The organism is Bradyrhizobium sp. 14AA (assembly GCF_054185205.1).
Window position 1 is genome coordinate 123,474 of record NZ_JAVAYM010000003.1, and the last position, 26,608, is coordinate 150,081.

Here is a 26,608-nt window from a genome sequence, read left to right on the forward strand (position 1 = left end):
CAGTTGCGTAAGGGGCGTTAACCATGGAACGTTTGCAAGCCGACGGCGCTCTCGTTCAGCTCAGCGAGCGATTCACCAATTCTGCGGCGTTCGGCGTCCTGTTCCGCGAGGGCATGGATCTGGTCGAAGAGACCGCGGCCTATCTCGACGGCGCCGGCCGCACCGAGGCCAAGGCGCTCGACCGGGCCGTCAGCCTCACCTACGCGACCGAGAGCATGCGCCTCACCACCCGCCTGATGCAGCTCGCCTCGTGGCTGCTGCTGCACCGCGCGGTGAAGGAAGGCGAGATGACGCTGATCCAGGCCAACCGCGAGAAGACCAAGGTCAAGCTCAGCGCCGCCGATCCCGGCCCCGGCGACACCATCGAGAAGCTGCCCTCGCAGCTCCAGGACCTGATCCACCGCTCGATGAGCCTGCAGACCCGCGTCCGCCGCCTCGACACCACCATCCACACCCCGCCGGCCGAGCACGTCGCGATCGGCAATCCGCTGGTGCCGCACCTCAACGCGCTGAAGGCGGCGTTCGAGCGGTAAGCCACGGTGCAGTAGGGTGGGCAAAGGCGCGCAGCGCCGTGCCCACCATCTCTCTCCAGGACCGCGATAAAGAATTGGTGGGCACGCTTCGCTTTGCCCACCCTACGAATTCTCGGTTTTAGTCGAGAGCGCAAAACAAAAACGCCCCCGGTCTGCCGGGGGCGTTTTTCGTTGCGGCCGAAACGGCCGGATCAATCCTTCTTGAGGAAGCCCGAGAACTTCTTCTGGAAGCGCGAGACGCGGCCGCCGCGGTCCATCAGCTGGGCGTTGCCGCCGGTCCAGGCCGGGTGCGACTTCGGGTCGATGTCGAGGTTCAGCGTGTCGCCTTCCTTGCCCCAGGTCGAGCGGGTCAGGTACTCGGTTCCGTCGGTCATCACGACCTTAATCGTATGATAATCCGGATGAATTTCGGCTTTCATGGCAATTCCTAGGGCGCCCGGCGCCTCGCTTGAGTGGCTATCGAATGACGGATTTGGCCGGGTCTATACCCCACGGGCCCCTTTAAAACAAGCCATTGTGGCGACAGGAGAACCGGGGCGCCCCCTAAGGGACATCCCGGATTTGCCACTCCCCCGGCAGCGGCCTATGTGGAGTTAACTCCTCTCCTTGGGTCGGATCTCATGAGCGCTGTGGAACGGCTTGACGATCAGTATCGCGACGAGGGCCAGAGCGTGCCCGCCGAGGCCCCGTCGATCGAGGCCGAGCTGATCGAGCAGCCCGCCAAGGGCCGCGCGAAGCTGCGGCCGCTGGTGGCGCTGGCGCCCTATGTGAGCCGCTATCGCGGCCGCGCCGCGCTGGCCTTCGTCGCGCTGACGGTCGCCGCGCTGACCACGCTGCTGGTGCCGGTCGCGGTGCGCCGAATGATCGATTTCGGACTGACGCCCGAGGGTATCGAGCTGATCAACAGCTACTTCTCGGTGATGATCGCGGTGGTCGCCGTGCTCGCGCTCGCCAGCGCCGCGCGCTACTACCTCGTGATGACGATCGGTGAGCGCATCGTCGCCGACCTCAGGCGCGACGTGTTCGGTCATCTGCTCTCCCTCTCGCCCGCCTTCTTCGATTCCGCACGCAGCGGCGAGCTGATCTCGCGCCTCACCGCCGACACCACCCAGATCAAATCCGCCGTCGGCGCCTCCGTGTCGATCGCGCTGCGCAATCTGATGATGTTCTTCGGTGCCGCCGCGATGATGGTGATCACCAGCCCTAAGCTGTCGGGCTTCGTGCTGCTGGCCATACCTCTGATCGTGCTGCCGCTGGTCGCCTTCGGGCGCTGGGTGCGGCGTCTGTCGCGCAATGCGCAGGACACGCTCGCCGAGGCCTCCGCCTATGCCGGCGAGCTGGTCGGCGCGATCCGCACCGTGCAGGCCTATACCAGCGAGAACTTCGCCGAGAAGCGTTTCGGCGGCGAGGTCGAGCAGGCCTACGAGGCGGCGCGCACGTCCACGCAGGCGCGCGCGGTGCTCACCGCCATCATCATCTTCATCGTGTTCGCAAGCGTGGTCGCGATCCTCTGGATCGGCTCGCATGACGTGCTGACCGGCGCCATCTCGCCGGGCCGGCTCGGCCAGTTCGTGCTCTATGCGGCGTTCGCCGCGGCCGGCCTCGGCCAGCTCAGCGAGGTCTGGGGCGAGGTTTCGGCCGCCTCGGGCGCAGCCGAGCGCCTGTTCGAGATCCTGCATGTGCAGCCCGACATCAAGGCGCCCGCCTCTCCGCGCGCGCTGCCGGTGCCGCCGCGCGGCGAGGTCGGCTTCGACCGGGTCAGCTTCGCCTATCCGGCGCGGCGCGATGTCAACGTGCTCGACGCGGTCTCGTTCACCGTGCGCCCCGGCGAGAAGGTCGCGATCGTCGGCCCGTCCGGCGCCGGCAAGAGCACCATCTTCCATCTGCTGCTCCGCTTCTACGATCCGCGCAGCGGAGCGATCTCGCTCGACGGCGTGCCGGTCAAATCCGCCGATCCCCGCGATTTCCGTTCCCGCATCGCGCTGGTGCCGCAGGAATCCAACGTATTCGCCGCGAGCGCCCGCGAGAACATCCGCTTCGGCCGGCCTGATGCGACCGATGCCGAGGTCGAGCGCGCCGCCGAGCTCGCGCACGCCGCCGAGTTCATCCGCCGCCTGCCCGAAGGTTTCGACACGTCGCTCGGCGAGCGCGGCGTGACGTTGTCTGGCGGCCAGCGCCAGCGCATCGCGATTGCCCGCGCCATCCTGCGCGATGCGCCGCTGCTGTTGCTCGATGAAGCGACCTCCGCGCTCGACGCCGAGAGCGAGACGCTGGTGCAGACCGCGCTCGAAGAACTGATGCGCCACCGCACCACGCTGGTGATCGCGCACCGCCTCGCAACCGTCCTGTCCTGCGACCGCATCCTGGTGATGGACCAGGGCCGCATCGTCGAGCAGGGCACGCATGCCGAGCTCGTGGCCGCGAACGGGCTCTATGCCAGGCTCGCGAGGTTGCAGTTCGAGGGCGCGTGAGACGCTAGCGCGGCGTGAGGCTCTGCGATCGTCACCACAACCACGGTGTCATTCCCCGCGCAGGCGGGGAATCCAGTACTCCGAGACACCGGTGAAATGCGGAAAGGCCGCGGAATACTGGATGCCCCGCCTGCGCGGGGCATGACGGCGGAGTGTTAGGAGAATTCCCTCGATTACCGGCACTTCGGCGAGAGCGCCGGCACGTTCGGCCACGCCCAGTTCTTCCAGCTGCCGTCCTCACCGACGCAGGCTGATGGCGCAGGGCCGTTCGTTGGAATAGGCGCACTTGTAGTCTCGAGCGATGCGAAGCGCTGGTCGACATAGGTCGTCGACAGATAGCCGGCGACGATCACGCCCAGCATCACCGAGGCCCCCTTGGCGAGCTCGCTCAGCTTCATCGATCGTCTCCATCCGCTTGTCATCGCTGAGACAACGAATAACCGGCGCCGCGGGATCCCTGCGTGACAGGCGTCACGCCCGCCAAGTCATCTTCAGCACCGGCCGGCCCGAGGTCGGGTTCACATCGTCGCCGGCATGGGCAAAGCCGTTGCGCTCGTAGAAGCGGATGGCGCGGGCATTGTCCTTGTTGACGAGCAGCGTGACGCCTGATGGCGATAGCCGCTTGGCCTCGTCCACCAGCAGCCGCGCCGCATCCGAGCCCCAGTGATCCGGATCGACCACGAGCTGGTCGAGATAACCTTCGCGATCGATGGTGACGAAGCCGGTCAGCGCACCGTCCTGCTCGGCGACGACGATCGAGGCGTTCGGCACCAGATCCTTGCGCCAACGCTCGCGCCACCAGTCCAGCCGCGCGGCGAAGTCGATCTGCGGATAGGCCTGCTGCCAGGTGCGATGCCAGAGATCGATCGAGGCCGCTTCGTCGGAGGCCGCGTAGGGGCGGAGGTGGAGGGCGCTCACTACCGCTCCGTCAGCTTCAGCTCGATGCGCCGGTTGCGCTTGTAGGCCTCTTCCGTGTTGGCGGTGTCGAGCGGCTGGAATTCGCCGAAGCCGGCGGCGACGAGGCGCTGGGCAGGCACGCCGAGCGAGATCAGGTATTGCACCACCGAGATGGCGCGGGCTGCGGACAGGTCCCAGTTGGACTTGAAGTTCGCACCGCTCACCGGTCGCACGTCGGTGTGGCCGTCGACACGCAGCACCCAGGCGATCTCGTTCGGGATCTTCTTGTCGAGCTCGATCAGCGCGGTCGCCAGCGTGTCGAGTTCGGCGCGGCCTTCGGGCAGCAGCGTCGCCTGGCCGGTGTCGAAGAACACTTCGGACTGGAACACGAAGCGGTCGCCGACGATGCGGATGTCGGGGCGGTTGCCGAGGATGGCGCGCAGGCGGCCGAAGAACTCCGAGCGGTAGCGTGACAATTCCTGCACGCGCTGCGCCAGGGCTACGTTCAGGCGAGACCCCAGATCGGCGATCCGGTTCTGCGATTCCTTGTCGCGCTTCTCGGATGCGTCGAGCGCCTCTTCCAGCGCCGCCAATTGCCGCCGGAGCGCGCTGATCTGCTGGTTCAGCACCTCGATCTGCGCCAGCGCCCGCGCCGAGACCGCTTTCTCCGAGTCCAGCGCCTTGCCGAGCTCGGAGGTCTTGCCCTGCGCGTCATTGCCGGCGGCGGCGAGCCCGTCATAGAGGCCCTTGATGCGATCGCGCTCGGTTTCGGCCGAGGCAAGGCCGGCCTTGAGTTGCGAGACCTGGTCGTCGAGCGTGAGCTTGCCGAGCTTCTCCAGCGACAAGAGCTCGTTGAGCTGCGCGATCTTGGCGTTGAGCAGCTCCAGCGCCTTGTCCTTGCCGGTCACCTCCTGCGACAGGAAGAACTGCACCACCAGGAACACCGACAGCAGGAACACGATCGACAGCACCAGCGTCGACAGTGCGTCGACGAAGCCGGGCCAGTAGTTGAAGGCGCCTTCGCTGCGGCGTCCGCGCGCTAGAGCCATGTCGCTAACCCTTCTCCGGCTGGCGCGCGAGCCGCTCCAGCAGGCGCCGGATCTCGCGGTTCTGCTCGCCCTGGCCGTCGGCCCATTCGCGGATCATCTGCTGCTCGGTCCGCATGTGCGAGACCAGCGCCTGGATGGCTTCGGCAAGGCTCGCCATCGCCGCGGTGGTGCCGCGGCTGGCGCTGCCCTCCTCGAGCACGGAGCGCAGCCGCTCGACCACGGCCTGAAGCTCGCCGCTGGCAACGCCGCCGCCGACGGCTGCGACGGAAACCTCACCGCTGCCGTATTCGCGCACGGTGGTGGCGAGCCAGTCCTCGAGGTCGGTGTAGAAGCGGTTCTGGGCCTGGCTCGATTGCAAATCGAGGAAGCCGAGGATCAGCGAGCCGGCAAGGCCGAACAGCGAGCTGGAGAACGAGATGCCCATGCCGCCGAGCGGGGCCGCGAGGCCCTCCTTCAGCGTGTCGAACAGGGCGCCGGAATCGCCGCCGACCTTGAGCCCGTCGATGACCTTGCCGACCGAACCGACGGTCTCGATCAGGCCCCAGAAGGTGCCGAGCAGGCCGAGGAAGACGAGTAGCCCGGTCATGTAGCGCGAGATGTCGCGGGCTTCATCGAGGCGGGTTGCGATCGAATCGAGCAGGTGCCGCATCGTCGTCTGCGTGATCGACATCCGCCCCGAGCGCTCGCCGCCGAGGATCGCCGCCATCGGCGCCAGCAGCTTCGGGTGCCGGGCCGGCGCCAGGCCCGGATCGGCGATGCGGAAATTGTTGACCCAGGACACTTCAGGGTAGAGCCGGATGACCTGGCGGAAGGCCAGCACGATGCCGATGAACAGCACCGCCCCGATCAGGGCGTTGAGCCCGGGATTGGCGAAGAAGGCCTGGATGATCTGCTTGTAGAGCACCACGCCGACCAGTGTGCAGAGCACCAGGAAGACCAGCATCCGCACCAGGAAGACGCTGGGTGAGGAGAGTTTTGTGTAGTCGATGTCGAGGGTGGAGCGGGGCGAAGTGCCTGGCGGCATGGCCGGTATCATCCATTACGAAGCTTGCTTGCGGTGCGCACTATGGCACAGCGCCAGCCCAAAAAAAGCGCCGGATGCGCCGATTTCGGGGAGGGGCGGGGAACTCAATGCGCAAACCGCGCTTTGATAGGAGGTAATTTGCAAAACTCAGGCATTCCGCAGGCCGCAGGTCCTGTGGCTGCCCCGGCTGTCGCCGGCATCTGCGCGTTCTCCCCTCGCTGCCCACGAGACCTGACCCAAGGGAGTGGTCGCATGAGTGTCGTTTCCGCGATCATCGGGACTGCCGAACGCGTGCCGTTGCCGGACGTGGTGATCCGCGCCGCAATCCAGCGCCTGTGCTCCCGCACCGCAACCCGGCTCGCCGCGCATGATGCCGCCGATGACGCCGCCTTCGCCGGGCGGATGATGCTGCGGCCGATCGCCGAGGACGCGGATGCGGCCGACGGCCGGCATGACGAGATGCCGGCCTCCTTCTTCGCAGAGGTGCTCGGCCCCAACCGCAAATTTTCGTCCTGCTTCTACAAGACCGGCGCGACCACCTTGCAGGAGGCCGGGGAAGAGGCGCTGCGCCAGACCGTCGGGCATGCCGGCCTCGCCGACGGCCAGACCATCCTCGAGCTCGGCTGCGGCTGGGGCTCGCTGTCGCTGTGGACGGCGCGGCAGTTTCCGCACGCGAAGATCACGGCGGTGTCGAACTCGCAGGCCCAGCGCGCCCATGTCGAGGAGCAGGCGCGGCTGCGCGGGCTGTTGAACGTGCGCGTGGTCACCGCTGACATGAACGTGTTCGCGCCCGAGGGCCAGTTCGACCGCATCGTCTCGGTCGAGACGTTCGAGCAGATGATGAACTGGCGCAAGCTGATGACGCGCCTGCGGTCGTGGCTCGCGCCGGAGGGGCGCTTCTTCATGCACATCGTCGCCCATCGCTCCGGCTCCCATCTGTTCGACCGGGCCAATCGCGAGGACTGGATCGCGCAGCACATCTTCACGGGCGGGCTGATGCCGAGCCATCACCTCATCAGGCAATTCGACGACATCTTCGCGGTCGAGAGGGAATGGCGCTGGAGCGGCACGCATTATCAGCGCACCGCCAATGACTGGCTTGCCAATTTCGACGCCCATCGCGAGACCATCGAGGCCGCCTTCCGCAGGGTCCATGGCGACGAGACCTCTCTGTGGATGCGGCGCTGGCGGTGGTTCCTGCTCGCGACATCGGGCCTGTTCGGCTATGCCGACGGAACCGAATGGGGCGTCAGCCACTACCGGATGAAAGCCGCGGAATGATTTGCGATGTTCTGTCGCAGCTAGTCGCGATGGAACCCGACTCACAATCCGGTGAGTCGCAAAAAGCCCCCAGAACTCAGCATCATAAGCCGTGTGACATTGAGCCGCCCGCGCGATGCGTTGCATCGCAGCAGGTGCATTCTATTTTAACGGCATCAGCCGCGAGACGTCGCCCAGAACGGGCTTCGCGTCGCGTGACCAGTTTCAACAATATCGGGGCACTTACCTTCATGTCAGGACTTCGCGCGCGATCGGCATGCGTTGCAATGATGCTCGCGGCCTTTACGCCGCTGTTGGCGGGCTGCAATGAATCCAGCTCCGCCGTCTCCGCGGCCCAGCCCGCCGATCCTGACGTCAGCATCGTCATCGTCAAGCCGCAGCCGCGCGCCGTGGTGCGCGAGCTGCCGGGCCGCATCGCGCCGACGCGCGTCTCCGACGTGCGGCCGCGCATCTCCGGCATCGTGGTCGAGCGCCTGTTCCGCCAGGGCAGCGAGGTGAAGGCCGGCGATCCGCTCTACCGCATCGATCCGCGTCCGTTCGAGGTCGAGGTGATGGCCAACGAGGCGGCGCTTGCCAAGTCCGAGGCCGCGCTGATGCAGGCGAAACAGCAGGCGCACCGTATCGCCACGCTGACCAGCCAGCGCGCCGCGCCCGAGGCCGAGAACGAGAAAGCTGTGGCGGCCGAGCGCCAGGCCCATGCCGAAGTCGAGGGCCGCAAGGCCGAACTCGCGCGCGCAAAACTCAATCTCGACTATGCCACCGTGCGTGCGCCGATCGACGGCGTCGTCGGTGCGGCCCTCGTCAGCGAGGGCGCGCTCGCGGTGCAGAACGAGACCAATCTTGCCACCATCCAGCAGCTTGATCCGATCTATGCCGACTTCACCCAGTCGGTGACCGAGCTCAACCAGCTCCGCCGTGCCTTCGAGACCGGCGACCTCGAGCGCATCGCGGCCGACGCCGCCAAGGTGCGCCTCGTGCTCGACGACAACACCCTTTATTCGCTCGACGGCAAGCTGTTGTTCTCCGATGCCAAGGTCGACGCCCACACCGGCCAGGTGACCTTGCGCGGCGAATTCCCCAATCCCAAGCGCGAGCTGCTGCCGGGCATGTATGTCCGCGTCCGCATCGACCAGGGTCTCGATTCCGACGCGATCGCGGTGCCGCAGCAGGCGATCCAGCGCAATGGCGGCGGCGGCAGCGAGGTGTTCGTCGTCAAGGACGACAACCACATCGCGGTGCAGCCGGTGCGCACCGGCTCGGTGCAGGACGGCGTCTGGTTCGTCACCGACGGCCTCAAGGCCGGCGACAAGGTCGTGGTCGAAGGCTTCCAGAAGTTCGCCGCCGGCGACAAGGTCAAGCCGCAATCCTGGTCGGAGGCGGACGCGACTGCCGACAACCGGCACGCCCAGAAGCTCACGCGGTAAACCACCATGGCGAGCTTCTTCATCGACAGGCCGATCTTCGCCTGGGTGGTCGCGCTGTTCATCTGTCTGGTCGGCGCGATCGCGATCCCGCTGCTGCCGATCGCGCAATATCCGATCATCGCGCCGCCCTCGATCTCGATCTCGACCAGCTATCCCGGCGCCTCGCCGGAAAACCTCTACAACAGCGTCACCCGGCTGATCGAGGAGGAGCTCAACGGCGCGTCCGGCATCCTCAATTTCGAATCGACCAGCGACTCGCTCGGCCAGGTCGAGATCATCGCCAACTTCCAGCCGGGTACCGATACCAGCGCGGCTTCGGTCGAGGTGCAGAACCGCATCAAGCGCGTCGAAGCGCGCTTGCCGCGCGCGGTGATCCAGCAGGGCATCCTGATCGAGGAAGCCTCCAGCGCGGTGCTGCAGATCATCACGCTGAACTCGACCGACGGCAGCCTCGATGAGGTCGGCCTCGGCGACTTCATGATTCGCAACGTGCTCGGCGAAATCCGCCGCATCCCCGGCGTCGGCCGCGCCACGCTCTATTCGACCGAACGCTCGCTGCGCGTCTGGGTCGATCCGGCAAAGCTCGTCGGCTATGGACTGACCGCCGACGACGTCAACAAGGCGATCGCCGCGCAGAACGCCCAGGTCGCCTCCGGCAGCATCGGCGCCGAGCCGTCGACCTCGAGCCAGCGCACCTCGGCACTGGTGCTGGTCAAGGGCCAGCTCTCCTCGCCGGACGAATTCGGCGCCATCATCCTGCGCGCCAATGCCGACGGCTCGACCGTGCGCCTGCGCGACGTCGCGCGCATCGAGGTCGGCGGCCTCAGCTACCAGTTCAACACGCGCCTCGACGGCAAGCCGACCGCCGGTCTCTCCGTGCTGATGTCGCCGACCGGCAATGCGCTGGCGACCGCGAGCGCGGTCCAGGAGAAGATGAAGGAGCTGTCGCGCTTCTTCCCGGCCAACATCTCCTACGAGATCCCCTACAACATCACGCCGGTGGTCGAAGCCTCGATCAAGAAGGTGCTGATGACGCTGGTCGAGGCCGTGGTGCTGGTGTTCGTGGTGATGTTCCTGTTTCTGCAGAACATCCGCTACACCATCATCCCGACCATCGTGGTGCCGGTGGCGCTGCTGGGGGCCTGTACGACGCTCTTGCTTGCCGGCTATTCCATCAACATGCTTTCGATGTTCGGCATGGTGCTCGCAGTCGGCATCCTCGTCGACGACGCCATCGTCGTGGTCGAGAACGTCGAGCGCATCATGGCCGAGGAAGGCCTGTCGCCGAAGGAAGCGACGCGCAAGGCGATGTCGCAGATCACCAGCGCCATCATCGGCATCACGCTGGTGCTGATGGCCGTGTTCGTGCCGATGGCGTTTTTCCCGGGCTCGGTCGGCATCATCTACCGCCAGTTCTCGGTGACCATGGTCGCCGCGATCGGCTTCTCCGCGTTCCTGGCGCTGTCACTGACGCCGGCGCTGTGCGCGACCCTGCTCAAGCCCGTTACCGCCGGCCACGGCCATGCGAAGAAGGGCGTGTTCGGCTGGTTCAACCGCATGCTCGAAGGCGGCAAGGAGCGCTATTCCCGCACCGTCGGCTTCTCGCTGAAGCGCACCGGCCGCCTGATGCTGGTCTATGTCGCACTTCTCGTTGGCCTGTCCTGGGCCTTCGTCAGCCTGCCCGGCGGCTTCCTGCCAGTCGACGACCAGGGTTTCGTCACCACCGACGTGCAGACGCCGTCGGACTCGTCCTACGGCCGCACCGAGGCCGTGATCGAGAAGGTGGAGAAATATCTGGCGCAGCGGCCCGGTGTCGACAACGTCACCTTCCTCACCGGCTTCAGCTTCTCCGGCCAGGGCATGAACACCGCACAGGCCTTCATCACGCTGAAGGACTGGTCGGAACGCGGGCCGAAGGATTCGGCCGCCGCGATCGTTGCCGACATCAACCGCGATCTGGGGGCGTCGATCCGCGACGCCAAGATTTCAGCGCTGCAGCCGCCGCCGATCGACAATCTCGGCAACTCCTCGGGCTTCTCGTTCCGTCTCCAGGACCGCGGCCAGAAAGGCTATCCGGCCTTGATGCGCGCCGCGGACCAGCTGATCGCGGAGGCCAATGCCAGCTCCGTGCTTCAGAAGGTCTATATCGAAGGCCTGCCCGAGGCGGGTGTGGTCAATCTCGTGATCGACCGCGAGAAGGCCGGCGCCTTCGGCGTCACCTTCGAGGACATCAACAACACGATCTCGACCAATCTCGGCTCGAACTACATCAACGACTTCCCGAACCGCGGTCGCATGCAGCGCGTCGTGGTGCAGGCCGACGCCCGCGACCGCATGCGGACCGAGGACATCCTCAACTACAACGTCAAGAACAGCCGCGGCCAGCTCGTGCCGTTCTCCTCCTTCGCGACGGTGGAATGGGCGCGCGGTCCGACGCAGATCGCCGGCTTCAACTACTATCCGGCGGTGCGCATCTCCGGTGAGGCGAAACCCGGCTTCACCTCGGGCGATGCCATCGCGGAGATGGAGCGGCTTGCCGGCAAGCTGCCGCGCGGCTTCGGCTATGAATGGACCGGCCAGTCGCTCCAGGAAAAACTGTCGGGCTCGCAGGCGCCGTTCCTGCTCGCCCTCTCGGTGTTCGTGGTGTTCCTGTGTCTCGCCGCGCTCTACGAGAGCTGGACCATTCCGCTCGCGGTGCTGCTCACCGTGCCGCTCGGCGTCGTCGGCGCCGTGGTCGCGGCGATGCTGCGCGGCCTGCCCAACGACGTCTATTTCACCGTCGGCCTGATCACCATCATTGGCCTCGCCGCCAAGGACGCGATCCTGATCATCGAGTTCGCCAAGGATCTGCGGAAAGAGGGCAAGCCACTGGTGGAAGCCACCATCGAAGCCTGCCGCCTGCGCTTCCGCCCGATCCTGATGACGGGCCTCGCCTTCATCTGCGGCGTGCTCCCCATGGCCATCGCCCACGGCGCCGGCGGCGCCAGCCAGCAATCGCTCGGCACCGTCGTGATGGGCGGCATGATCGCGGTGGTGATTTTGGCGCTCTTGATGGTGCCGGTTTTCTTCGTCTCGGTGCAGCGCGTGCTGGCGGGAGATCGGGAGAAGGTGGCGAGGGACGGCGAGGCGTATGGGCCGCCGGCGCCGGTCAAGCCGTAAGGCAAGCTGTCATGCCCCGCGAATCAGGGCGCGTGTCAGGTCCGTTATACCCCTGTAGTGGCGGCAACCAGCGTTGGAGCTTTCCCGTGTAATGCGGGCCTACCGCGGGTTTGCTTACAGGCCGGACGCCTCGACTCTTTATGCCCCCAAGCGTACCGGCAGCGCAGTCAGAGCACGAATACCGACGCGCTTGTGCCATTGAACGCCCACCTTGGGATCGAGCCGTATGCGGGGAAAGCGCAAGAGCAGGCGTTCGAATCCGATGGCGGCCTCCGCCCGGGCGAGTTGAAAGCCCAGGCAGAAATGCACCCCTGTGCCGAACGAGAGATGCGGATTCGGGTGGCGCGCGATGTCAAATGCGTGCGGACGCTCAAATTTCGCGGGGTCGCAGTTCGCCGCAGCCAGAAGCGCGGCGAACATGTCTCCTCGCCGGAACGTTCGGCCCATCCATTCCATGTCGCGCGTGAGGAAACGCGGCTTGGTCATTTGAACCGGCGATACATGGCGAAGGCATTCTTCAACGCAGCCGGGCATGAGCCCTGGATCGCTGCGCAGCCGATGCAGCTGATCTTCGCGTGAAAGTAATTCCAGAAGGCCGCCTGCAATGAGGTGGGTCGTCGTTTCCTGCCCTGCTCCAAACAGGAGGAAGATCATCGACACAAGCTCGTCTTCGCTGAGCGTCTGCCCGTCAACTTGCACGTCGCGGAGCGCGGCGATCAAGCCCTCGGGCTGCGCGCCGCCGCCAGGTCTTGAAGCGCGCCGAAGGTATCGGACGACGCGGATCACCCCGGGAATGGCGCGGATGACGGCGACAATATTGGCCGTGTCTTTCAGCCCGCCGAGCCAGTCCTTGAAGCGATCATGGTCCTTCTCGGGAAGCCCGAGCATGGCACAAATGACCGAAAGCGGCAGGTCACGGCAATATTCGACCATAAGGTCAGCGTCAGACCGTCCTTCCAGCCTGTCGAGCAACCGATCCGCAGTTTGAGTGATCAAGGGTCTCAGAATCGCAATCGAGCGTCGCTGGAATGCGCGATCGACAAGGCCTCGCAATCGGCGGTGCTCGGGGTCATCATGGCCAAGCATGTTCAACGCCAGGAGACCGATGGTTCTTGGCAAGAATCTCAAGATCCGTTCTTGAGTTCTGCTTCCTGCGTTGGCCGGATCGCGTGCAAAATACTCATGGCTCTTCAATAATTCCGCACAAGCGTCGAATGTCACAGTGAGCCAAATGCGCCCAACGATCGGCAGCTTTATCGACACCACGGGCCCTTCTGTCCGCATGCGATCGAGCACAGGATGCGGATTTGCGTGGAAGCTCGATGAAATGATGTCGAACGTCCGCTTGTCGAACATGCCAAGCCTCATTGTTGTCGTCCCAAGCCTGGTGATGTGGTTTTCAGCGCCTGCGTCGAACGTAGATCGCGCCCCAACCGAGACCGAGTATGGCGGCGCCAATCGAACCCGAAAGCACGCCCAGTTTCGCTGCGGTCAATAACTCTTCATCGGAGAATGCAAGCATTGCGATGAAGATAGACATGGTAAAGCCGATCCCGGCCAGCAGGCCGACAAGGCAGACGCCGCCCCACGAAACGTCGGGCGCAAGCCGGCAACAGCCGAGCCGTACCGCGATCCAGGTTGCGCCGATAATGCCAAGCGGCTTCCCGGCAACCAGCGCAACAGCGGTGCCCAGCATCACGACATGGGCGGAGGCGGAGAGATCGGCGCCCGTCAAGCTGACACCGGCGTTCGCCAGCGCGAAGATGGGCATGATGCCGTAAGCCACCCACGGGTGCATCGCCATCTGAACCCGCGATACCGGCGGCAATATCTCGCGATGGGCCACGCGAAGGTCGCGCAAGGGCCGCTGCAGCCGGCGCGAATCCTTCATGTCGACCGCGTCGTCGCTCCGCAACTGCTTGAGCACGCGCGAGACTGCTTCCAACGGGGGTTCCCGCATGGGCAACGGCCGCACCGGGGTCATCAGGCCGAGCACCACGCCCGCAAGGGTTGGATGGATGCCGGCCATCAGGAATCCGATCCAGACTAGCGAACCCGGCAGCACGTAGGCGGGGGCCGCGCCGATCCCGATCCGCTGGAAGGCTAAAGCCGCGAGAATACCAATCGACGCGATCGCAAAGCCGCTGAACTGAAGACCGCCCGTATAGAATAAGGCAATGATCAGCACCGCGATGATATCGTCGATGATCGCCAGCGTGAGCAGGAAGACGCGCACATTGACCGGAATCGATCGTCCTAGAAGTGCGAGTATGCCAACGGCAAAGGCGATGTCGGTCGCCGTTGGCACGGCCCAGCCATGGCTTCGAACCGGATCGCCGTTGAAGCCCAGGTAAATGAGCCCGGGAACGATGACGCCGCCGCCCGCTGCGATCAGCGGCAGAAGGGCCTGGTCTAGCTTGCCCAGCGCACCCTCATGGATATCGCGCCGGATCTCCATGCCGACAACGAGGAAGAATACCGTCATCAGCGCGTCGTTGACCCAGAAATGTAGCGATCTGGACAAGACGAACTCACCGAGTCCGATTGTGAGCGGCAGGTTCCAGAAGGAATGGTAGTTGTGGGCAAACGGAGAGTTGGCCCAGATCAGCGCAGCCGCGGCGGCAAGAAGAAGCACGCCGCCGCTGACGGCCTCGACATGTAGGAAGCGTTGCAGCGTAGTAAGGGCCTGCTCGGCAAGGCGTTGAGCCCGGGGCAGGCCTTCGAATGAAGGTCGGTCGTTCATCGGCGCACGCTCTCTGCGTGGCGGCCCGACCATCGCTTGACCTGTCGCTGCTGCGCGCAGCGAACACCCGTGGTGTTGTTCTACACGGCTATGATGTGGAGGCAAACCTTATTCGACGGCGAATTCGTGCGGCCAACGTCGCATGGGTTCCGAGGGAACGATAGGGACTTAGCTGCCAGCCTTTATGAAATTCCTATATCGCCGGCCATCTCACATCATCGATTCTATATGCCAACGGACCAATCTTTCCCGTGGCCGCAGGTCGCAGCTGAAACGGATACCGAGATTGAGTTAGGCGCGCCCAGGTCGTCATTCACGGACGGAACTCCCGTTTCGGCGCTTGGTCGTCAAGAAAGACCATATGTTTGGTTATGCTCTCAGGCGTCCTCCTGACGGTCGGTATCGCTCAACGTGTTGATCGTCATTGCCGCCGGCCATAGCAGTGATGACGTCCCAATGCATCGCAAGCTTAAGCGCCAAATGGGGAGTCGGAGCATGACTGATATTGGATCGAAGCTGCAGCCGGAGATCATTGAGGAGACCAATGCCGATCCCTTGGCGCCGGGATGGGTGCGCTATCTGGCTTCGATTGCGCTGACCGCGGCCGCGACTGTCGTGGCCATCGCGGTCGACAGCAAGGTGACCATCCCTAACATTTCCCTGATATTTGTAATTCCGGTGATCGTCGCGGGCGTTAGCCTTGGCTTGGGTCCGTCACTCTGCTCGGCGATAGTTGGCGCTCTGGCCTTCAATTATTTTCTTACCGAACCTCGCTACTCGCTGACCGTCGACGACCCGGCGAACGTTTGGGCAATCGGGCTGCTGTTTGTGATCGGTCTCATAACGAGTGGTGTCGCGTTTACTTCGGGCCGGCGGGCGGCCGAAGCGGCGCAGTTGAGGCAGCAGGCGACCGTCTTGCAAGGCTACAGCCGGGACGTCGTTGTGGCCGATAGCGTGGATGCGATCCTTTCAATCACGTCCCAGACTCTCGCAGCGCTCTACCGGGTTCCCGCGGTCGCAATGCTTGTGAGGCAGGGCAGCGTCGTTTCCATCAAGCGAGTTGGCAACTTGGCCCCCAAGGAGGCCGAACTGGAAGCGGCGCTCTCGTGCCTGGAGACTGGATCCGTCGCGCCCAGCGGGGTCTATCCGAATCTCGCCTCTCGGTTTGATTTTTGGCCTGTGCAGACGGATAAAGGCCAAAGTGCCGTCATTGGACTTGCCTTTGACCGGGACGAACGTCCTTCACCGCCGCATACGTCCGTCAACATCGTAGCCACTGTGTTGGCGTTGGTACTCGAGCGCCAGTGTTCAACCTGATCCTCTCGGCTCGCCACAGGCACGGAGTCCGCCGCGCAGCCGAACTGTTGTAATCCGTTGTTACAAATCCTTGTTAGAGACGGTGCCAAGACGCAGAAGCTCGAGCGCCGGACGACACGATGATGATGACAGGCGATCTATGGGCGTTAGCCGCGGCAATGTTGCTGGCAGTTGTTCAGCTTACGCTATCCAGTGTGCTGACACTCCGGCAGCAAGGAGGTGCTTGGGTCGTAGGACCTCGGGACGAACCGCGCGAGGTTACAGGTGTTAGTGGGCGCTTTGTTCGGGCGCACCGTAACCTGCTTGAGATATTTCCGCAGTTCGTCGCCGCGTTGTTTCTGGCACATGCGGCTAACGCCGTCGGCTCGCTATCGACAATCGGGGCTTGGGTGTTCGTCGTTGCCCGACTGCTTTACGTTCCCGCCTATGCCTTCGCTCCTCCGGGTGTACGGCCAATCTGTTGGCTCGCTGCACAGGTTGGAATTTTCATGATCGTGGCCGATTTGTTTGTCTGATGCGTCGGTCCCGGACTCTCGACGTTTATCGGAAATTCGGGCAGGGTCTTGCCGCCAATTCCGCTTCAGTCCTTATCTCACCGTAGCCGGGTGACCGATATTTCAAAGAAGTTAGAGCGCGGACTCATACGCGCGGAGCCACAGCCTGATTGACGCAAGCTGCGCGAACGCAGCATCGTAGGCCGCCAGCTTATCGTAGCGGGTCACAACCCGACGGCATCGATTGATTCAGTTGAAGAAACACTCGATCCGGTTGCGATGGCAACGGAGTGTGAAACGCGCGCCTTCGCCTTACGCAGGCTTCCGCAAAATCTTCACCAGCTCCCCGTGCACGTACTCATTCCCGCACACGACATTGCCCGTCACCAGCGCATCGCCGGGCGTCTCGGTGTCGCTCACGGTGCCACCGGCTTCGCGCACCATCAGCATGCCGGCGGCGATGTCCCAGGATTGCAAATTGCGCTCCCAGTAGCCGTCGAGGCGGCCGGCGGCGACGAAGGCCAGGTCGAGGGAGGCGGCGCCGAAGCGGCGGAGCCCTGCGACGCGGTCCTGGATCGCGGTCATCTCGCGGCGGAATTCCTCGTGGTCGCCGCGGCCGATATGGGGCAGGCCGCAGGCCACCACGCATTCGTTGAGCTGGCGGCGGCCGGCCACCCGCAGGCGCTGGTCGTTGAGGAAGGCGCCCTTGCCGCGCTCGGCGATGTAGAGCTCGTCATTGGCGGGATTGTAGATCACGCCCGCGATCACCGTGCCCTCGCGCACGAGCCCGATCGAGATCGCGAATTGCGGGATGCCGTGCAGGAAGTTGGTGGTGCCGTCGAGGGGGTCGACGATCCAGGTGTGGCTCTTGTCGCTACCTTCGCGGGTGCCGCCTTCCTCGCCGATGAAGCCGTAGCCGGGCCGGGCCTTGGCGAGATCCTGGTAGAGAATTTCCTCGGCGCGCTTGTCGGCGAGCGAGACGAAATTGGCCGGCCCCTTCAGCGAGACCTGGAGATGCTCGATCTCGCCGAGATCGCGCTTGAGGCTGCGGCCGGCGCGGCGCGCGGCCTTGACCATGACGTTGATAGTTGCGGAATACAGCATGAGCTTCCGGTCTTGATCGGGGGAAATGGCGCGAAATCGCGCCTGTTTGAGGGATTGGGTGCCCTGCGAGGGGCCGCACGTCAAGTCATTGCGTCAAGTCATTTGGCCCCGAGCCATTTCCGCGCGGCAGCCTCCGCCTTGGCGCGGTCCTCGGCCGGCAGATCCGACAATTGCTTGTCGAGCTCAGGGTCGCCCTTTCCGGCGGTCTTGGCCACCAGATGCCACTTGAAGCCCTCGATCTTGTCCACGGACGTACCCATGCCGTTGATCAGGACCCAGGCCAGCCGGTTTTGCGCGATGGCGCTGCCCTGGCGGGACGCCTTGCGAAGCAGAGCTACGGCCGCCGGCTGGTTCTTCGGCGTGCCGGTGCCGTTGAACATGGCGATGGCGTATTCGACCTCGGCGTCGACATTGTCGGTCAGCGACGCGGCCTGGAGCAGCCGCACCGCCCGTTCCGGATCCTTCGGTACGCCGGTGCCTTCCTTGTAGAACGTGGCGAGCGCGTATTGCGCCTCGGGAAGGCCGGCATCGGCGGCCAGGCGCAGCAGCTCGGCCGAGCGCTTGACGTCCTGCGGCAGCGTCTGGCCGTCCAGGTAGAGCAGCGCGAGGTTATAGGCCGCCTTGGGCTCGCCGAGCTTGGCGGCGGAGGCCATCAGCTTGACCGCCTCGTTTTTGTCGACCGGACCGCCGCGGCCGGAAATGCGCAGCATGGCGAGCGCGAACATCGCCTCGCGATCGCCGGCATCGGAGGCGCGCTTGTACCATTCCAGCGCCTTGGCGTAGTCGCGCCGGATGCCCATGGCATTGGAATAGAGCTCGCCGAGCATGGTCATCGCCTTGGGATCGCCTCCTTGCGCGCGGGCGGTGGCGAGCTCGAACGCCGTCTTGTACTGGCCGCGCTGATAGGCGCCGTACACCAGGTCGACGTTGGAATTGTCGGTCGGAGGCGCCGGGATCACGGTCGCGGGCAATTGAGGTTTTGGAGATGCGGCCGGCTTGGGCGAGGCCGAAGGCTTCGGTGCCGGTGCGGCTTCCTTCTTCTTGGGGGGAGCGGGCGGCTTGGGCTTGGCTTTCTCTGCCGGCGCGCTCGGCGTTGCGGCCGGCGGGCTGATCTGGAGCTGTGCGGCCGCGGGTGCCGTCAGCAGCAGCGTGGCCAGGATGGTGATGCGCGGGAGCTTCATGTCGGGCGCTAGCCGTGCTCCTGACCCGCAGGATTCTGGCCCGCAAGCGCTGTCGCGTGGGCCTTCTTGATCGCGGCGTCGATCTCGATCAGCGCGGCCTTGGGCCCGCGCGGATCGGCCCAGACGAACTCGCCGACCAAGACGAAATCGGCGCCGCTGGCGGCGAAGTCGTGGGCCTCCTCCAGCGACGTGGCAAAGCCGACGCAGGGCGGCTCGAACAGCTCGGCCCACCAGTCCAGCCGCTCGGCAATCGCCTGTGACGAGGGCCGCTGGCCCTTCGCGTCGGGCTCGCCGAACAGCAAATAGTCGGCGCCGATCTCGCCCGCATCCATGGAATGGTGTCGCGTCGTCAGCCCGCTGACGCCGGCGATGCGATCGGGCTTGAGCGATGGCAACGCCTCTTTCAGCGCGGCGATGCCGGGGAGGTGCGCGCCGTCGGCGCCGCCGCGCGCGACCAGCTCGGCGTGGCCGTCGACGAGCAGTGCGGCGCCCGCCTTCTGCACCGGCGCTGCGAAGGCCTTGATGCGCGTGATCATGGTGCGCTGGTCGGTCTCCTTCAGCCGCAGCAGCACCGCCGCGATATCGGCGGAGGCGAGCAGGCCCGGCAGTTCGGCGACGAGCGAAGCGGGATCATCGACGACAGGCGTCGCAAGATAAAGGCGCGGCGCCGGGCGCGGCGGAGGCGATTTGTTCGACAAGATCTAGGCTGCCTTCTTTTCCAGACTGCTTTGCCATTCGCCTTTGGAGGCGAGGCCGTTCATCCGGGCGCGGTGGCTGAAAGCGCGCTGGCCGGCCGCGACATTCTCGGCCTTGCCGGACCAGGCCTTCTGCGGCGCGGCTTGCAGCGCGCGGCCGTAGGAGAAGGTCAGGCCCCAGGGCAGCGGCCCGAGCTTGTGCATGGCGTTGAGATGGGCGGTTGCCTCCTCATCCGACTGGCCGCCGGAGAGGAAGGCGATGCCGGGCACGGCCGCGGGCACGCAAGCTTTGAGCAGCCGTATGGTCTTCTCCGCGACTTCATCCACGGAAGCCTGCTTCGCGCATTTCTTGCCTGATATCGCCATGTTCGGCTTCAGCACCATGCCTTCGAGCGCGACGCGTTGCACGCGCAATTCCTGAAACGTCTTGTTGAGCACGCGGTTCGTCACCTCATAGCAGCGGTCGATGTCGTGGTCGCCGTCCATCAGCACCTCCGGCTCGACGATCGGCACGATCTGCGCGGCCTGGCACAGCGCGGCATAGCGCGCCAGTGCGTGGGCGTTGACACTGATCGCGGTCATCGAGGGGACGCCGCTGCCGATGTCGATCACCGCGCGCCATTTGGCGAAGCGCGCCCCGCGCTCGTAATATTTCTTCAGGCGCTCGGCGAGCTTGTCCAGCCCGACGGTCACTGTTTCACCCGGGCACATCGGCAGGGCTTGCGTGCCTTCGTCGACCTTGATGCCGGGAATGGCCCCGCTCTGTTCGATCAGCTTCACCAGGGGCGTGCCGTCCTTCGCGTTCTGCCAGATCGTCTCGTCATAGAGGATCACGCCGGAGATATACTGGCTCATGGCCTCCCTGGAGCGGAACAGCATCTCGCGATAGTCGCGGCGGTTGTCTTCGGTCGATTCCACGCCGATCGCGTCGAAACGCTTCTTGATGGTGCCGGAGGATTCGTCGGCGGCGAGGATGCCCTTGCCTGATACGACCATGGCGGTCGCGACACTGTTGAGCTCAGTCAGATTCATCGAGAGGTCCTCCCAAAACGATTCTGCCCTTGCCTGTGAAAATAGACCGTTCTCGGGCAAATGCCGAGTTAACGTTCGTCGCAGGGTAAAGGGGGCAGGAGGCCGTTTACCTCTCCGCGCCTGCGCGGGCAATCACGTATGAGGACAGAGTCTTCGGGCGCCAAAGCTTCCACAGCGTCATGGCCGGGCTTGTCCCGCCTGCGCGGCCGAAACCGCTTCGGCGAGGCGGAGGCCCGGCCATCCGCGGCCTGCCCCCCGGCACCTAGAACGTGGATGCCCGGGACAAGCCCGGGCATGACGACCTTTCGTGAATGTTCAAGTGCGACTGCCTCGCCCCAAGCGGGGAGAGGGCAGAGCGTGCCGGTCCTTACGCCACCTTGGGGTCGAGTTCGCCCTTGGCGTAGCGCTTGGCCATTTCGGCGGTGGTCAGGACCTTCTTGATCTTGGAGGCTTGCCCCGCGGTGTTGAACTCCTGGAGCCGCTGCTTGCACAGCTTGGTCATCGCTTCCATCGCGGGCTTCAGGTACTTGCGCGGGTCGAACTCTTCCGGATTGTCCTTGAGCACCTTGCGGATCTGGCCGGTCATGGCCATGCGGTTGTCGGTGTCGATGTTGATCTTGCGCACGCCGTGCTTGATGCCGCGCTGGATCTCGGCCACCGGCACGCCCCAGGTCGGCTTCATCTTGCCGCCATAGGCGTTGATGATGTCCTGGAGGTCCTGCGGTACCGACGAGGAGCCGTGCATCACCAGATGCGTGTTCGGCAGCTTGCGGTGGATCTCCTCGATCACGTTCATGGCGAGGATGTCGCCGTCCGGCTTGCGGGTGAATTTGTAGGCGCCGTGAGACGTCCCCATCGCGATCGCGAGCGCGTCGACCCTGGTTTCCTGCACGAACTTCACGGCCTCGTCCGGATTGGTCAGGAGCTGGTCATGGCTCAGCTTGCCCTCAGCGCCGTGGCCGTCTTCCTTGTCGCCCATGCCGGTCTCGAGCGAGCCGAGCACGCCGAGCTCGCCCTCGACCGAGATACCGCCGAGATGGGCCATGTCGGTCACGGTCTTGGTGACGCCGACATTGTAGCCCCAGTCGCCGGGGGTCTTGCCGTCGGCCTTCAGCGAGCCGTCCATCATGACGGAGGTGAAGCCGGCCTGGATCGCGGTCATGCAGGTCGCGGCCTCGTTGCCGTGGTCGAGATGCACGCAGACCGGGATGTGCGGATAGATCTCGGTGACCGCGTCCATCATGTGCTTGAGCATGATGTCGTTGGCGTAGGAACGCGCACCGCGCGAGGCCTGGATGATGACGGGCGCGTCGACCTGGTTGGCCGCGTCCATGATCGCCAGCGCCTGCTCCATGTTGTTGATGTTGAAGGCCGGTACGCCGTAATCGTTCTCCGCCGCATGGTCGAGCAATTGACGCAACGTGATCCGAGCCATGTGTTTTTTTCTCCGTTTGGGTCTTGAGCGGCTCTTGGGCCGCCGACGACTTGCCGATTGTTACTTGACGCGCAGGACCTCGACGCCGGGCAGGGGCTTGCCCTCCATCCATTCAAGAAATGCGCCACCGGCGGTCGAGACATAGGTGAAGTCACCGGCCACATGGGCCTGGTTGAGGGCCGCGACGGTGTCGCCGCCGCCCGCGATCGAGATCAGCTTTTTCGACTTGGTGCGCTCGGCCGCATGCCTTGCGGCCGCGACCGTGCCGCGGTCGAAGGGCTGCATCTCGAAGGCGCCGAGCGGTCCATTCCAGACCAGCGTCGCCGCGTCGTCGATCGCGGCGTGGACGCGCGCGATCGATTGCGGGCCGACGTCGAGGATCATGCCCTCGGCCGGGATCGCATCGAGCCCATAGGCATGCGAGGGCGCGTTCGCCGCGAAGTGATAGGCGACGGTGGCGTCGACGGGGAGGATGATCGCGCAGTTGGCGGCTTCCGCCTTCTCCATGATGCGCAGCGCGGTCGGAGCGAGATCCTTCTCGGCCAGCGACTTGCCGACGGCGACGCCCTGGGCGTGCAGGAAGGTGTTGGCCATGCCGCCGCCGATCACGAGCGCGTCGACCTTGTTCACGAGGTTTTCCAGCAGGTCGATCTTGGTCGAGACTTTGGCGCCGCCGATGATCGCGATGACGGGCTTGGTCGGCGAACCCAGCGCCTTCTCCAGCGCGTCGAGCTCGGCCTGCATGGTGCGGCCGGCATAGGCCGGCAGCTTGTGGCCGAGGCCCTCGGTCGAGGCGTGGGCGCGGTGCGAGGCCGAGAACGCGTCACTGACCCAGATGTCGCCGAGCTTTGCGAGCTCCGCGACGAAGCCCGGATCGTTCTTTTCCTCTTCCTTGTGGAAGCGGGTATTTTCCAAGCACAGGATGTCGCCGTCATTCAGCGCCGCCACGGCCTTGGCCGCGGGCTCGCCGATGCAATCGTCGGCGAAGGCAACTGGCTTCTTCACCACCTTCGACAGCGCCTCGGCGACGGGCTTGAGCGAGTCCTTGGCATCGCGCCCCTTCGGCCGGCCGAAATGCGCGAGCAGGATGACCTTGCCGCCCTTGTCCGAGATTTCGGTGATGGTCGGCGCGACGCGCTCGAGCCGCGTTGCGTCGCTGACGCGCCCGTTGTCCATGGGCACGTTGAGATCGACGCGCAGCAGCACGCGCTTGCCCTTCACGTCGACGTCGTCGAGGGTGCGGAATTTGTTCGCCATCGGACACTCTCTCTTGTCCCGGGCGCTGCGCTAGCCGCAAAGCGGTGCGCTGCAGAACCGGGACCTACGCAGGAGGGACATGGGTCCCGGATCTGCGAAGCAGCGCTTCACGCTGCATCGCGTCCGGGACACGAGAGCGGAGTTAGATCTTCTTCGCGATCGCGACGGCGGTGTCCGCCATGCGGTTCGAGAAGCCCCACTCGTTGTCGTACCAGGACATCACGCGCACCAGCGTGCCGTTCTGCACCTTGGTCTGGTCCTCGTGGAAGGTCGAGGAGTGCGGATCGTGGTTGAAGTCGATCGAGACGTTCGGCGCGGTGGTGTAGCCGAGGATGCCCTTGAGCTGCTGCTCGGAGGCGCGCTTCATCGCCGCGTTGATTTCCTTGGCGTCGGTGGCACGCTTGGCGATGATCTTGAGGTCGACGACCGAGACGTTCGGGGTCGGCACGCGGATCGCGACGCCGTCGAGCTTGCCCTTCAGCTCGGGCAGCACGAGACCGATCGCCTTGGCGGCGCCGGTCGAGGTCGGGATCATCGACATCGCAGCCGCACGGCCGCGATAGAGATCCTTGTGCATGGTGTCGAGGGTCGGCTGGTCGCCGGTATAGGCGTGGATCGTGGTCATGAAGCCGGTCTCGATGCCGACCAGGTCGTTCAGCACCTTGGCAACCGGCGCGAGGCAGTTGGTGGTGCAGCTTCCGTTCGAGATGACCAGATGATCCTTGGTCAGCGTGTCGTGGTTGACGCCGTAGACGATGGTGGCGTCGGCGCCATCGGCGGGCGCGGAAACGAGAACGCGCTTGGCGCCTGCGGTCAGATGCGCGGAGGCCTTGTCCTTCGAGGTGAAGATGCCGGTGCATTCCATCGCGATGTCGACGCCGAGATCCTTCCAGGGCAGCTTCGAGGGATCGCGCTCGGCGGTCACCTTGATCTTGCTGCCGCCGAGGCTGATCGTGTCACCATCGACGGTGACGGTGCCGGGAAAACGGCCATGCACGGAGTCGAAGCGAAGCAGATGAGCGTTGGTCTCGACCGGGCCGAGGTCGTTGATGCCGACGACCTCGATGTCCTTGCGGCCGGACTCTGCGATAGCCCGCAGGATGTTGCGGCCGATGCGGCCAAAACCGTTAATTCCGACGCGGACTGCCATGTTTCATCTCCTTATGACCGTTCAATGACGGGTTCGATAACGCCTAATCTTCCCGCACAACGCGCTCTACGCGCCTGCGAGGGTTTTTTAGGGGCGGACGCCCGGTTCGGCCGGGCGGTGCTTGATCATATGAGAGATTACGTAGTCCTTTTTTTTGGCAAGCTCAACTCTCAGGTAACGCGCTTCAGCACGGCGTTGACCGCAGCCTCGGCGGTAATGCCGAAATGCTTGTAGAGATCCTTCGCCGGCGCGCTCGCGCCGAACGAATGCATGCCGATAAATTCGCCATCCTGGCCGATCACGGCATCCCAGCCCCAGCGCACCGCGGCCTCGATCGCGACCTTCACCGGTGCGTTCCCGATGATTGCGGCGCGTTTGGCTTCTGGTTGCGCTAACAACAGCTCGAGCGAGGGCACCGAGACGACCCGCGACGGGATGCCGCGTTCCGCAAGCTGCTTCTGGGCCGCGACCGCGATCTCGACCTCGGAGCCGGAGGCGAACAGCGTCGCCTTGGCCTCGCCCTGGGCCGGGACCAGCTCGTAGGCGCCGGCCGCGCAAGAATTGTCGTTCGGCGCGGTGGTGCGGAGCTGCGGCAGGTTCTGGCGCGTCAGTGCCAGCACGGTCGGACCGTCGATGCGGTTGAGCGCGAGCTCCCAGCATTCGGCGACCTCGACGGAATCGCAGGGACGGAACACGCGCATGTTCGGAATCGCGCGAAGCGCGGCGAGATGCTCGACCGGCTGATGGGTCGGGCCGTCCTCGCCGAGGCCGATGGAATCGTGGGTCATCACGTAGACGACGCCGGCGCCCATGAGCGCGGCAAGGCGCATCGCGGGCCGCGCGTAGTCAGTGAACACCAGGAACGTCGCGCCGTTCGGCGCGAAGCCGCCATGCAGGAAGATGCCGTTCATCGCAGCCGCCATGCCGTGCTCGCGGATGCCGTAGTGAATGAAGCGGCCCTTCGGCGTCTTGGCCGAGAAGGCGGTTGCCGATTTCGCCTTGTTGTTGTTGGACCCCGTGAGATCGGCCGAGCCTGCGAGGAATTCCATCGGCATGGCACCGGCGATGACTTCGATCACGGCTTCCGAGGATTTGCGGGTGGCAGCCGTCATCGGCTTTTCCAGCAGCTCCTTCTTGTAGGCGCGCACGGCCTTCGCGAGCGATGCGGGGCGTTCATGGCGCAGGCGGCGCTCGAACTCGGCGCGCTTGCGGCTGCCGAGCTCACCGAGCCGTGCTTCCCATTCCTGCCGTGCCACCGCGCCGCGGCTGCCGGCGGCGCGCCAGGCCTTCAGCACGTCTTCGGGCACCGAGAACGGCTCGAGCGAGATGCCGAGATTTTCCTTGGTGGCCTTGAGCTCGTCGGCGCCGAGCGCCTCGCCATGCACCTTCGACGTCCCGGCCTTGTGCGGCGAGCCGAAGCCGATGGTGGTGCGGCAGGCGATCAGCGTCGGCTTGTTCGACTTCTTCGCGCGCGTGATCGCAGCCGCGATGGCGGCCTGGTCGTGGCCGTCGATCTTCTCGGCGGCCCAGCCCGCCGACTTGAAGCGCTTTACCTGGTCGACGGAGTCGGAGATCGACGTCGGGCCGTCGATCGAAATGCCGTTGTCGTCGTAGAGCACGATCATCTTGTTGAGCTTCCAGTGCCCGGCCATCGCGATCGCTTCCTGCGACACGCCTTCCATCAGGTCGCCGTCGGAGGCGAGCACGAAAGTGTGGTGGTCGACGATCTTCTTGCCGAACTCGGCGGCGAGCATCTTCTCGGCGAGCGCCATGCCGACCGCGGTCGAGATGCCCTGGCCGAGCGGGCCGGTGGTGGTCTCGATGCCCTTGGTGTGGAAGTTCTCGGGGTGGCCCGGGGTCAGCGAGCCGAGCTGGCGGAAGTTCTTGAGCTGGTCCAGCGTCATCGCGTCATTGCCGGTGAGATACAGCAGCGAATAGAGCAGCATCGAGCCGTGGCCGGCGGAGAGCACGAAGCGGTCGCGATCGGGCCAGTTGATTGCTGCGGCATCGAATTTCAGGAACTGCGTGAACAGCACCGTAGCGATGTCGGCGGCGCCCATCGGCAGGCCGGGATGACCCGATTTCGCCTTCTCGACGGCGTCCATCGAAAGGCCGCGGATCGCGTTGGCCATACGGGTGTGGTCGACCTGCGTATGGGCCATACGGGTGGCATCGAGCTGCATCATGATGAAAATCCGTCTGGAATGAGGTGCTTGATGGCCGTGTGCGCCGCGCTGGATCGAGCCTGGCGGTCACCGGAGGTTGGGGGCTGGATAGCATCTCGGTTCCGGGAGTCCAAGGCAATCAAACGCCGGTTTGGCCGCAAAAGTTGCTTACGGCATGATCCGGAAAAAGCCGCAGC

22 protein-coding genes and 1 pseudogene are annotated in these 26,608 nt (G+C 64.9%); 7 read left to right on the forward strand and 16 right to left on the reverse strand.

All coding sequences use genetic code 11. The annotated features are described in order from the left end of the window. Positions 1 to 23: 23 nt before the first annotated feature. Complete coding sequence (rcdA, locus tag RAD15_RS08385; RefSeq protein ID WP_458176283.1) at positions 24 to 533, forward strand: protease adaptor protein RcdA; 510 nt, start codon at positions 24 to 26, stop codon at positions 531 to 533. Between the two features lie 191 nt (positions 534 to 724). On the opposite strand, the gene rpmE is transcribed toward rcdA, so the two are convergent. Continuing rightward, entirely contained in the window at positions 725 to 952 is a 228-nt protein-coding gene (rpmE, locus tag RAD15_RS08390) for a 50S ribosomal protein L31 (RefSeq protein WP_027530154.1), read from the reverse strand. A 201-nt stretch (positions 953 to 1,153) separates the two neighbouring features. Here rpmE and RAD15_RS08395 point away from each other — a divergent pair, with 201 nt between their 5' ends. Then, positions 1,154 to 3,004, forward strand: coding sequence for an ABC transporter ATP-binding protein/permease (locus RAD15_RS08395; RefSeq protein WP_458176285.1), 1,851 nt, complete (start codon positions 1,154 to 1,156; stop codon positions 3,002 to 3,004). A 173-nt stretch (positions 3,005 to 3,177) separates the two neighbouring features. Here RAD15_RS08395 and RAD15_RS08400 read toward each other — a convergent pair whose 3' ends face one another. The 4 genes from RAD15_RS08400 to RAD15_RS08415 form a co-directional block, all read right to left on the reverse strand. Continuing rightward, positions 3,178 to 3,402 carry a hypothetical protein gene (locus RAD15_RS08400; protein WP_458176287.1) on the reverse strand — a complete coding sequence of 75 codons (225 nt, stop codon included), beginning with the start codon at positions 3,400 to 3,402 and terminating at the stop codon, positions 3,178 to 3,180. A gap of 73 nt (positions 3,403 to 3,475) precedes the next feature. Next, positions 3,476 to 3,922, reverse strand: a complete 447-nt coding sequence (locus tag RAD15_RS08405) for a GNAT family N-acetyltransferase (protein ID WP_458176289.1) — start codon at positions 3,920 to 3,922, stop codon at positions 3,476 to 3,478. After that, positions 3,922 to 4,950: a peptidoglycan -binding protein gene (locus tag RAD15_RS08410; RefSeq protein WP_458176291.1), complete on the reverse strand. Its 1,029-nt coding sequence runs from the start codon at positions 4,948 to 4,950 to the stop codon at positions 3,922 to 3,924. The genes RAD15_RS08405 and RAD15_RS08410 overlap by 1 nt, the downstream gene beginning before the upstream one ends. Positions 4,951 to 4,954: 4 nt before the next feature. Further along, entirely contained in the window at positions 4,955 to 5,974 is a 1,020-nt protein-coding gene (locus tag RAD15_RS08415; protein ID WP_458176293.1) for a flagellar motor protein MotA, read from the reverse strand. A 252-nt stretch (positions 5,975 to 6,226) separates the two neighbouring features. Here RAD15_RS08415 and RAD15_RS08420 point away from each other — a divergent pair, with 252 nt between their 5' ends. The 3 genes from RAD15_RS08420 to RAD15_RS08430 all read left to right on the forward strand — a co-directional run bounded on the left by RAD15_RS08420 (position 6,227) and on the right by RAD15_RS08430 (position 11,838). Continuing rightward, positions 6,227 to 7,255, forward strand: coding sequence for an SAM-dependent methyltransferase (locus RAD15_RS08420; protein WP_458176295.1), 1,029 nt, complete (start codon positions 6,227 to 6,229; stop codon positions 7,253 to 7,255). Between the two features lie 230 nt (positions 7,256 to 7,485). Next, positions 7,486 to 8,679 carry an efflux RND transporter periplasmic adaptor subunit gene (locus RAD15_RS08425; RefSeq protein ID WP_458176297.1) on the forward strand — a complete coding sequence of 398 codons (1,194 nt, stop codon included), beginning with the start codon at positions 7,486 to 7,488 and terminating at the stop codon, positions 8,677 to 8,679. A 6-nt stretch (positions 8,680 to 8,685) separates the two neighbouring features. Beyond that, positions 8,686 to 11,838 carry a multidrug efflux RND transporter permease subunit gene (locus RAD15_RS08430; RefSeq protein ID WP_458176299.1) on the forward strand — a complete coding sequence of 1,051 codons (3,153 nt, stop codon included), beginning with the start codon at positions 8,686 to 8,688 and terminating at the stop codon, positions 11,836 to 11,838. A 138-nt stretch (positions 11,839 to 11,976) separates the two neighbouring features. On the opposite strand, the gene RAD15_RS08435 is transcribed toward RAD15_RS08430, so the two are convergent. Together RAD15_RS08435 and nhaA are read right to left on the reverse strand one after the other, a co-directional pair. Then, positions 11,977 to 13,194: a cytochrome P450 gene (locus RAD15_RS08435; RefSeq protein WP_458176301.1), complete on the reverse strand. Its 1,218-nt coding sequence runs from the start codon at positions 13,192 to 13,194 to the stop codon at positions 11,977 to 11,979. A gap of 43 nt (positions 13,195 to 13,237) precedes the next feature. Next, entirely contained in the window at positions 13,238 to 14,581 is a 1,344-nt protein-coding gene (nhaA, locus tag RAD15_RS08440) for a Na+/H+ antiporter NhaA (RefSeq protein ID WP_458176303.1), read from the reverse strand. Between the two features lie 495 nt (positions 14,582 to 15,076). On the opposite strand from nhaA, the gene RAD15_RS08445 reads away from it, so the two are divergent. Then, the gene (locus RAD15_RS08445) at positions 15,077 to 15,898 is read left to right on the forward strand and encodes a DUF4118 domain-containing protein (RefSeq protein WP_458176305.1); all 822 of its coding nucleotides are present in this window, start codon (positions 15,077 to 15,079) and stop codon (positions 15,896 to 15,898) included. 119 nt (positions 15,899 to 16,017) lie between these two features. Then, entirely contained in the window at positions 16,018 to 16,413 is a 396-nt protein-coding gene (locus tag RAD15_RS08450; protein WP_458176307.1) for an MAPEG family protein, read from the forward strand. A gap of 111 nt (positions 16,414 to 16,524) precedes the next feature. Here RAD15_RS08450 and RAD15_RS08455 read toward each other — a convergent pair. The 9 genes and pseudogenes from RAD15_RS08455 to tkt form a co-directional block, all read right to left on the reverse strand. Continuing rightward, positions 16,525 to 16,671 (reverse strand): annotated as a pseudogene (locus tag RAD15_RS08455) (IS5/IS1182 family transposase); the annotation flags it as partial. Between the two features lie 33 nt (positions 16,672 to 16,704). Next, a complete protein-coding gene (locus RAD15_RS08460; protein ID WP_458176309.1) occupies positions 16,705 to 17,496 on the reverse strand; it encodes an inositol monophosphatase family protein in 792 nt (263 codons plus the stop codon). A gap of 98 nt (positions 17,497 to 17,594) precedes the next feature. Continuing rightward, complete coding sequence (locus RAD15_RS08465; RefSeq protein WP_458176311.1) at positions 17,595 to 18,677, reverse strand: tetratricopeptide repeat protein; 1,083 nt, start codon at positions 18,675 to 18,677, stop codon at positions 17,595 to 17,597. Between the two features lie 8 nt (positions 18,678 to 18,685). Then, positions 18,686 to 19,375: a thiamine phosphate synthase gene (locus tag RAD15_RS08470; RefSeq protein ID WP_458176313.1), complete on the reverse strand. Its 690-nt coding sequence runs from the start codon at positions 19,373 to 19,375 to the stop codon at positions 18,686 to 18,688. A gap of 3 nt (positions 19,376 to 19,378) precedes the next feature. After that, a complete protein-coding gene (locus RAD15_RS08475) occupies positions 19,379 to 20,404 on the reverse strand; it encodes a class I fructose-bisphosphate aldolase (protein WP_458176315.1) in 1,026 nt (341 codons plus the stop codon). Positions 20,405 to 20,771: 367 nt separating this feature from the next. Beyond that, complete coding sequence (fba, locus tag RAD15_RS08480) at positions 20,772 to 21,839, reverse strand: class II fructose-bisphosphate aldolase (RefSeq protein WP_453947846.1); 1,068 nt, start codon at positions 21,837 to 21,839, stop codon at positions 20,772 to 20,774. A gap of 60 nt (positions 21,840 to 21,899) precedes the next feature. Then, positions 21,900 to 23,096 (reverse strand): phosphoglycerate kinase, encoded by a 1,197-nt coding sequence (locus tag RAD15_RS08485; RefSeq protein ID WP_458176318.1) that lies wholly within the window; start codon positions 23,094 to 23,096, stop codon positions 21,900 to 21,902. A 142-nt stretch (positions 23,097 to 23,238) separates the two neighbouring features. After that, positions 23,239 to 24,246 carry a type I glyceraldehyde-3-phosphate dehydrogenase gene (gene gap, locus RAD15_RS08490; RefSeq protein WP_458176320.1) on the reverse strand — a complete coding sequence of 336 codons (1,008 nt, stop codon included), beginning with the start codon at positions 24,244 to 24,246 and terminating at the stop codon, positions 23,239 to 23,241. Positions 24,247 to 24,416: 170 nt separating this feature from the next. After that, positions 24,417 to 26,432 (reverse strand): transketolase, encoded by a 2,016-nt coding sequence (gene tkt / locus RAD15_RS08495; protein ID WP_458176322.1) that lies wholly within the window; start codon positions 26,430 to 26,432, stop codon positions 24,417 to 24,419. Positions 26,433 to 26,608: the final 176 nt, after the last annotated feature.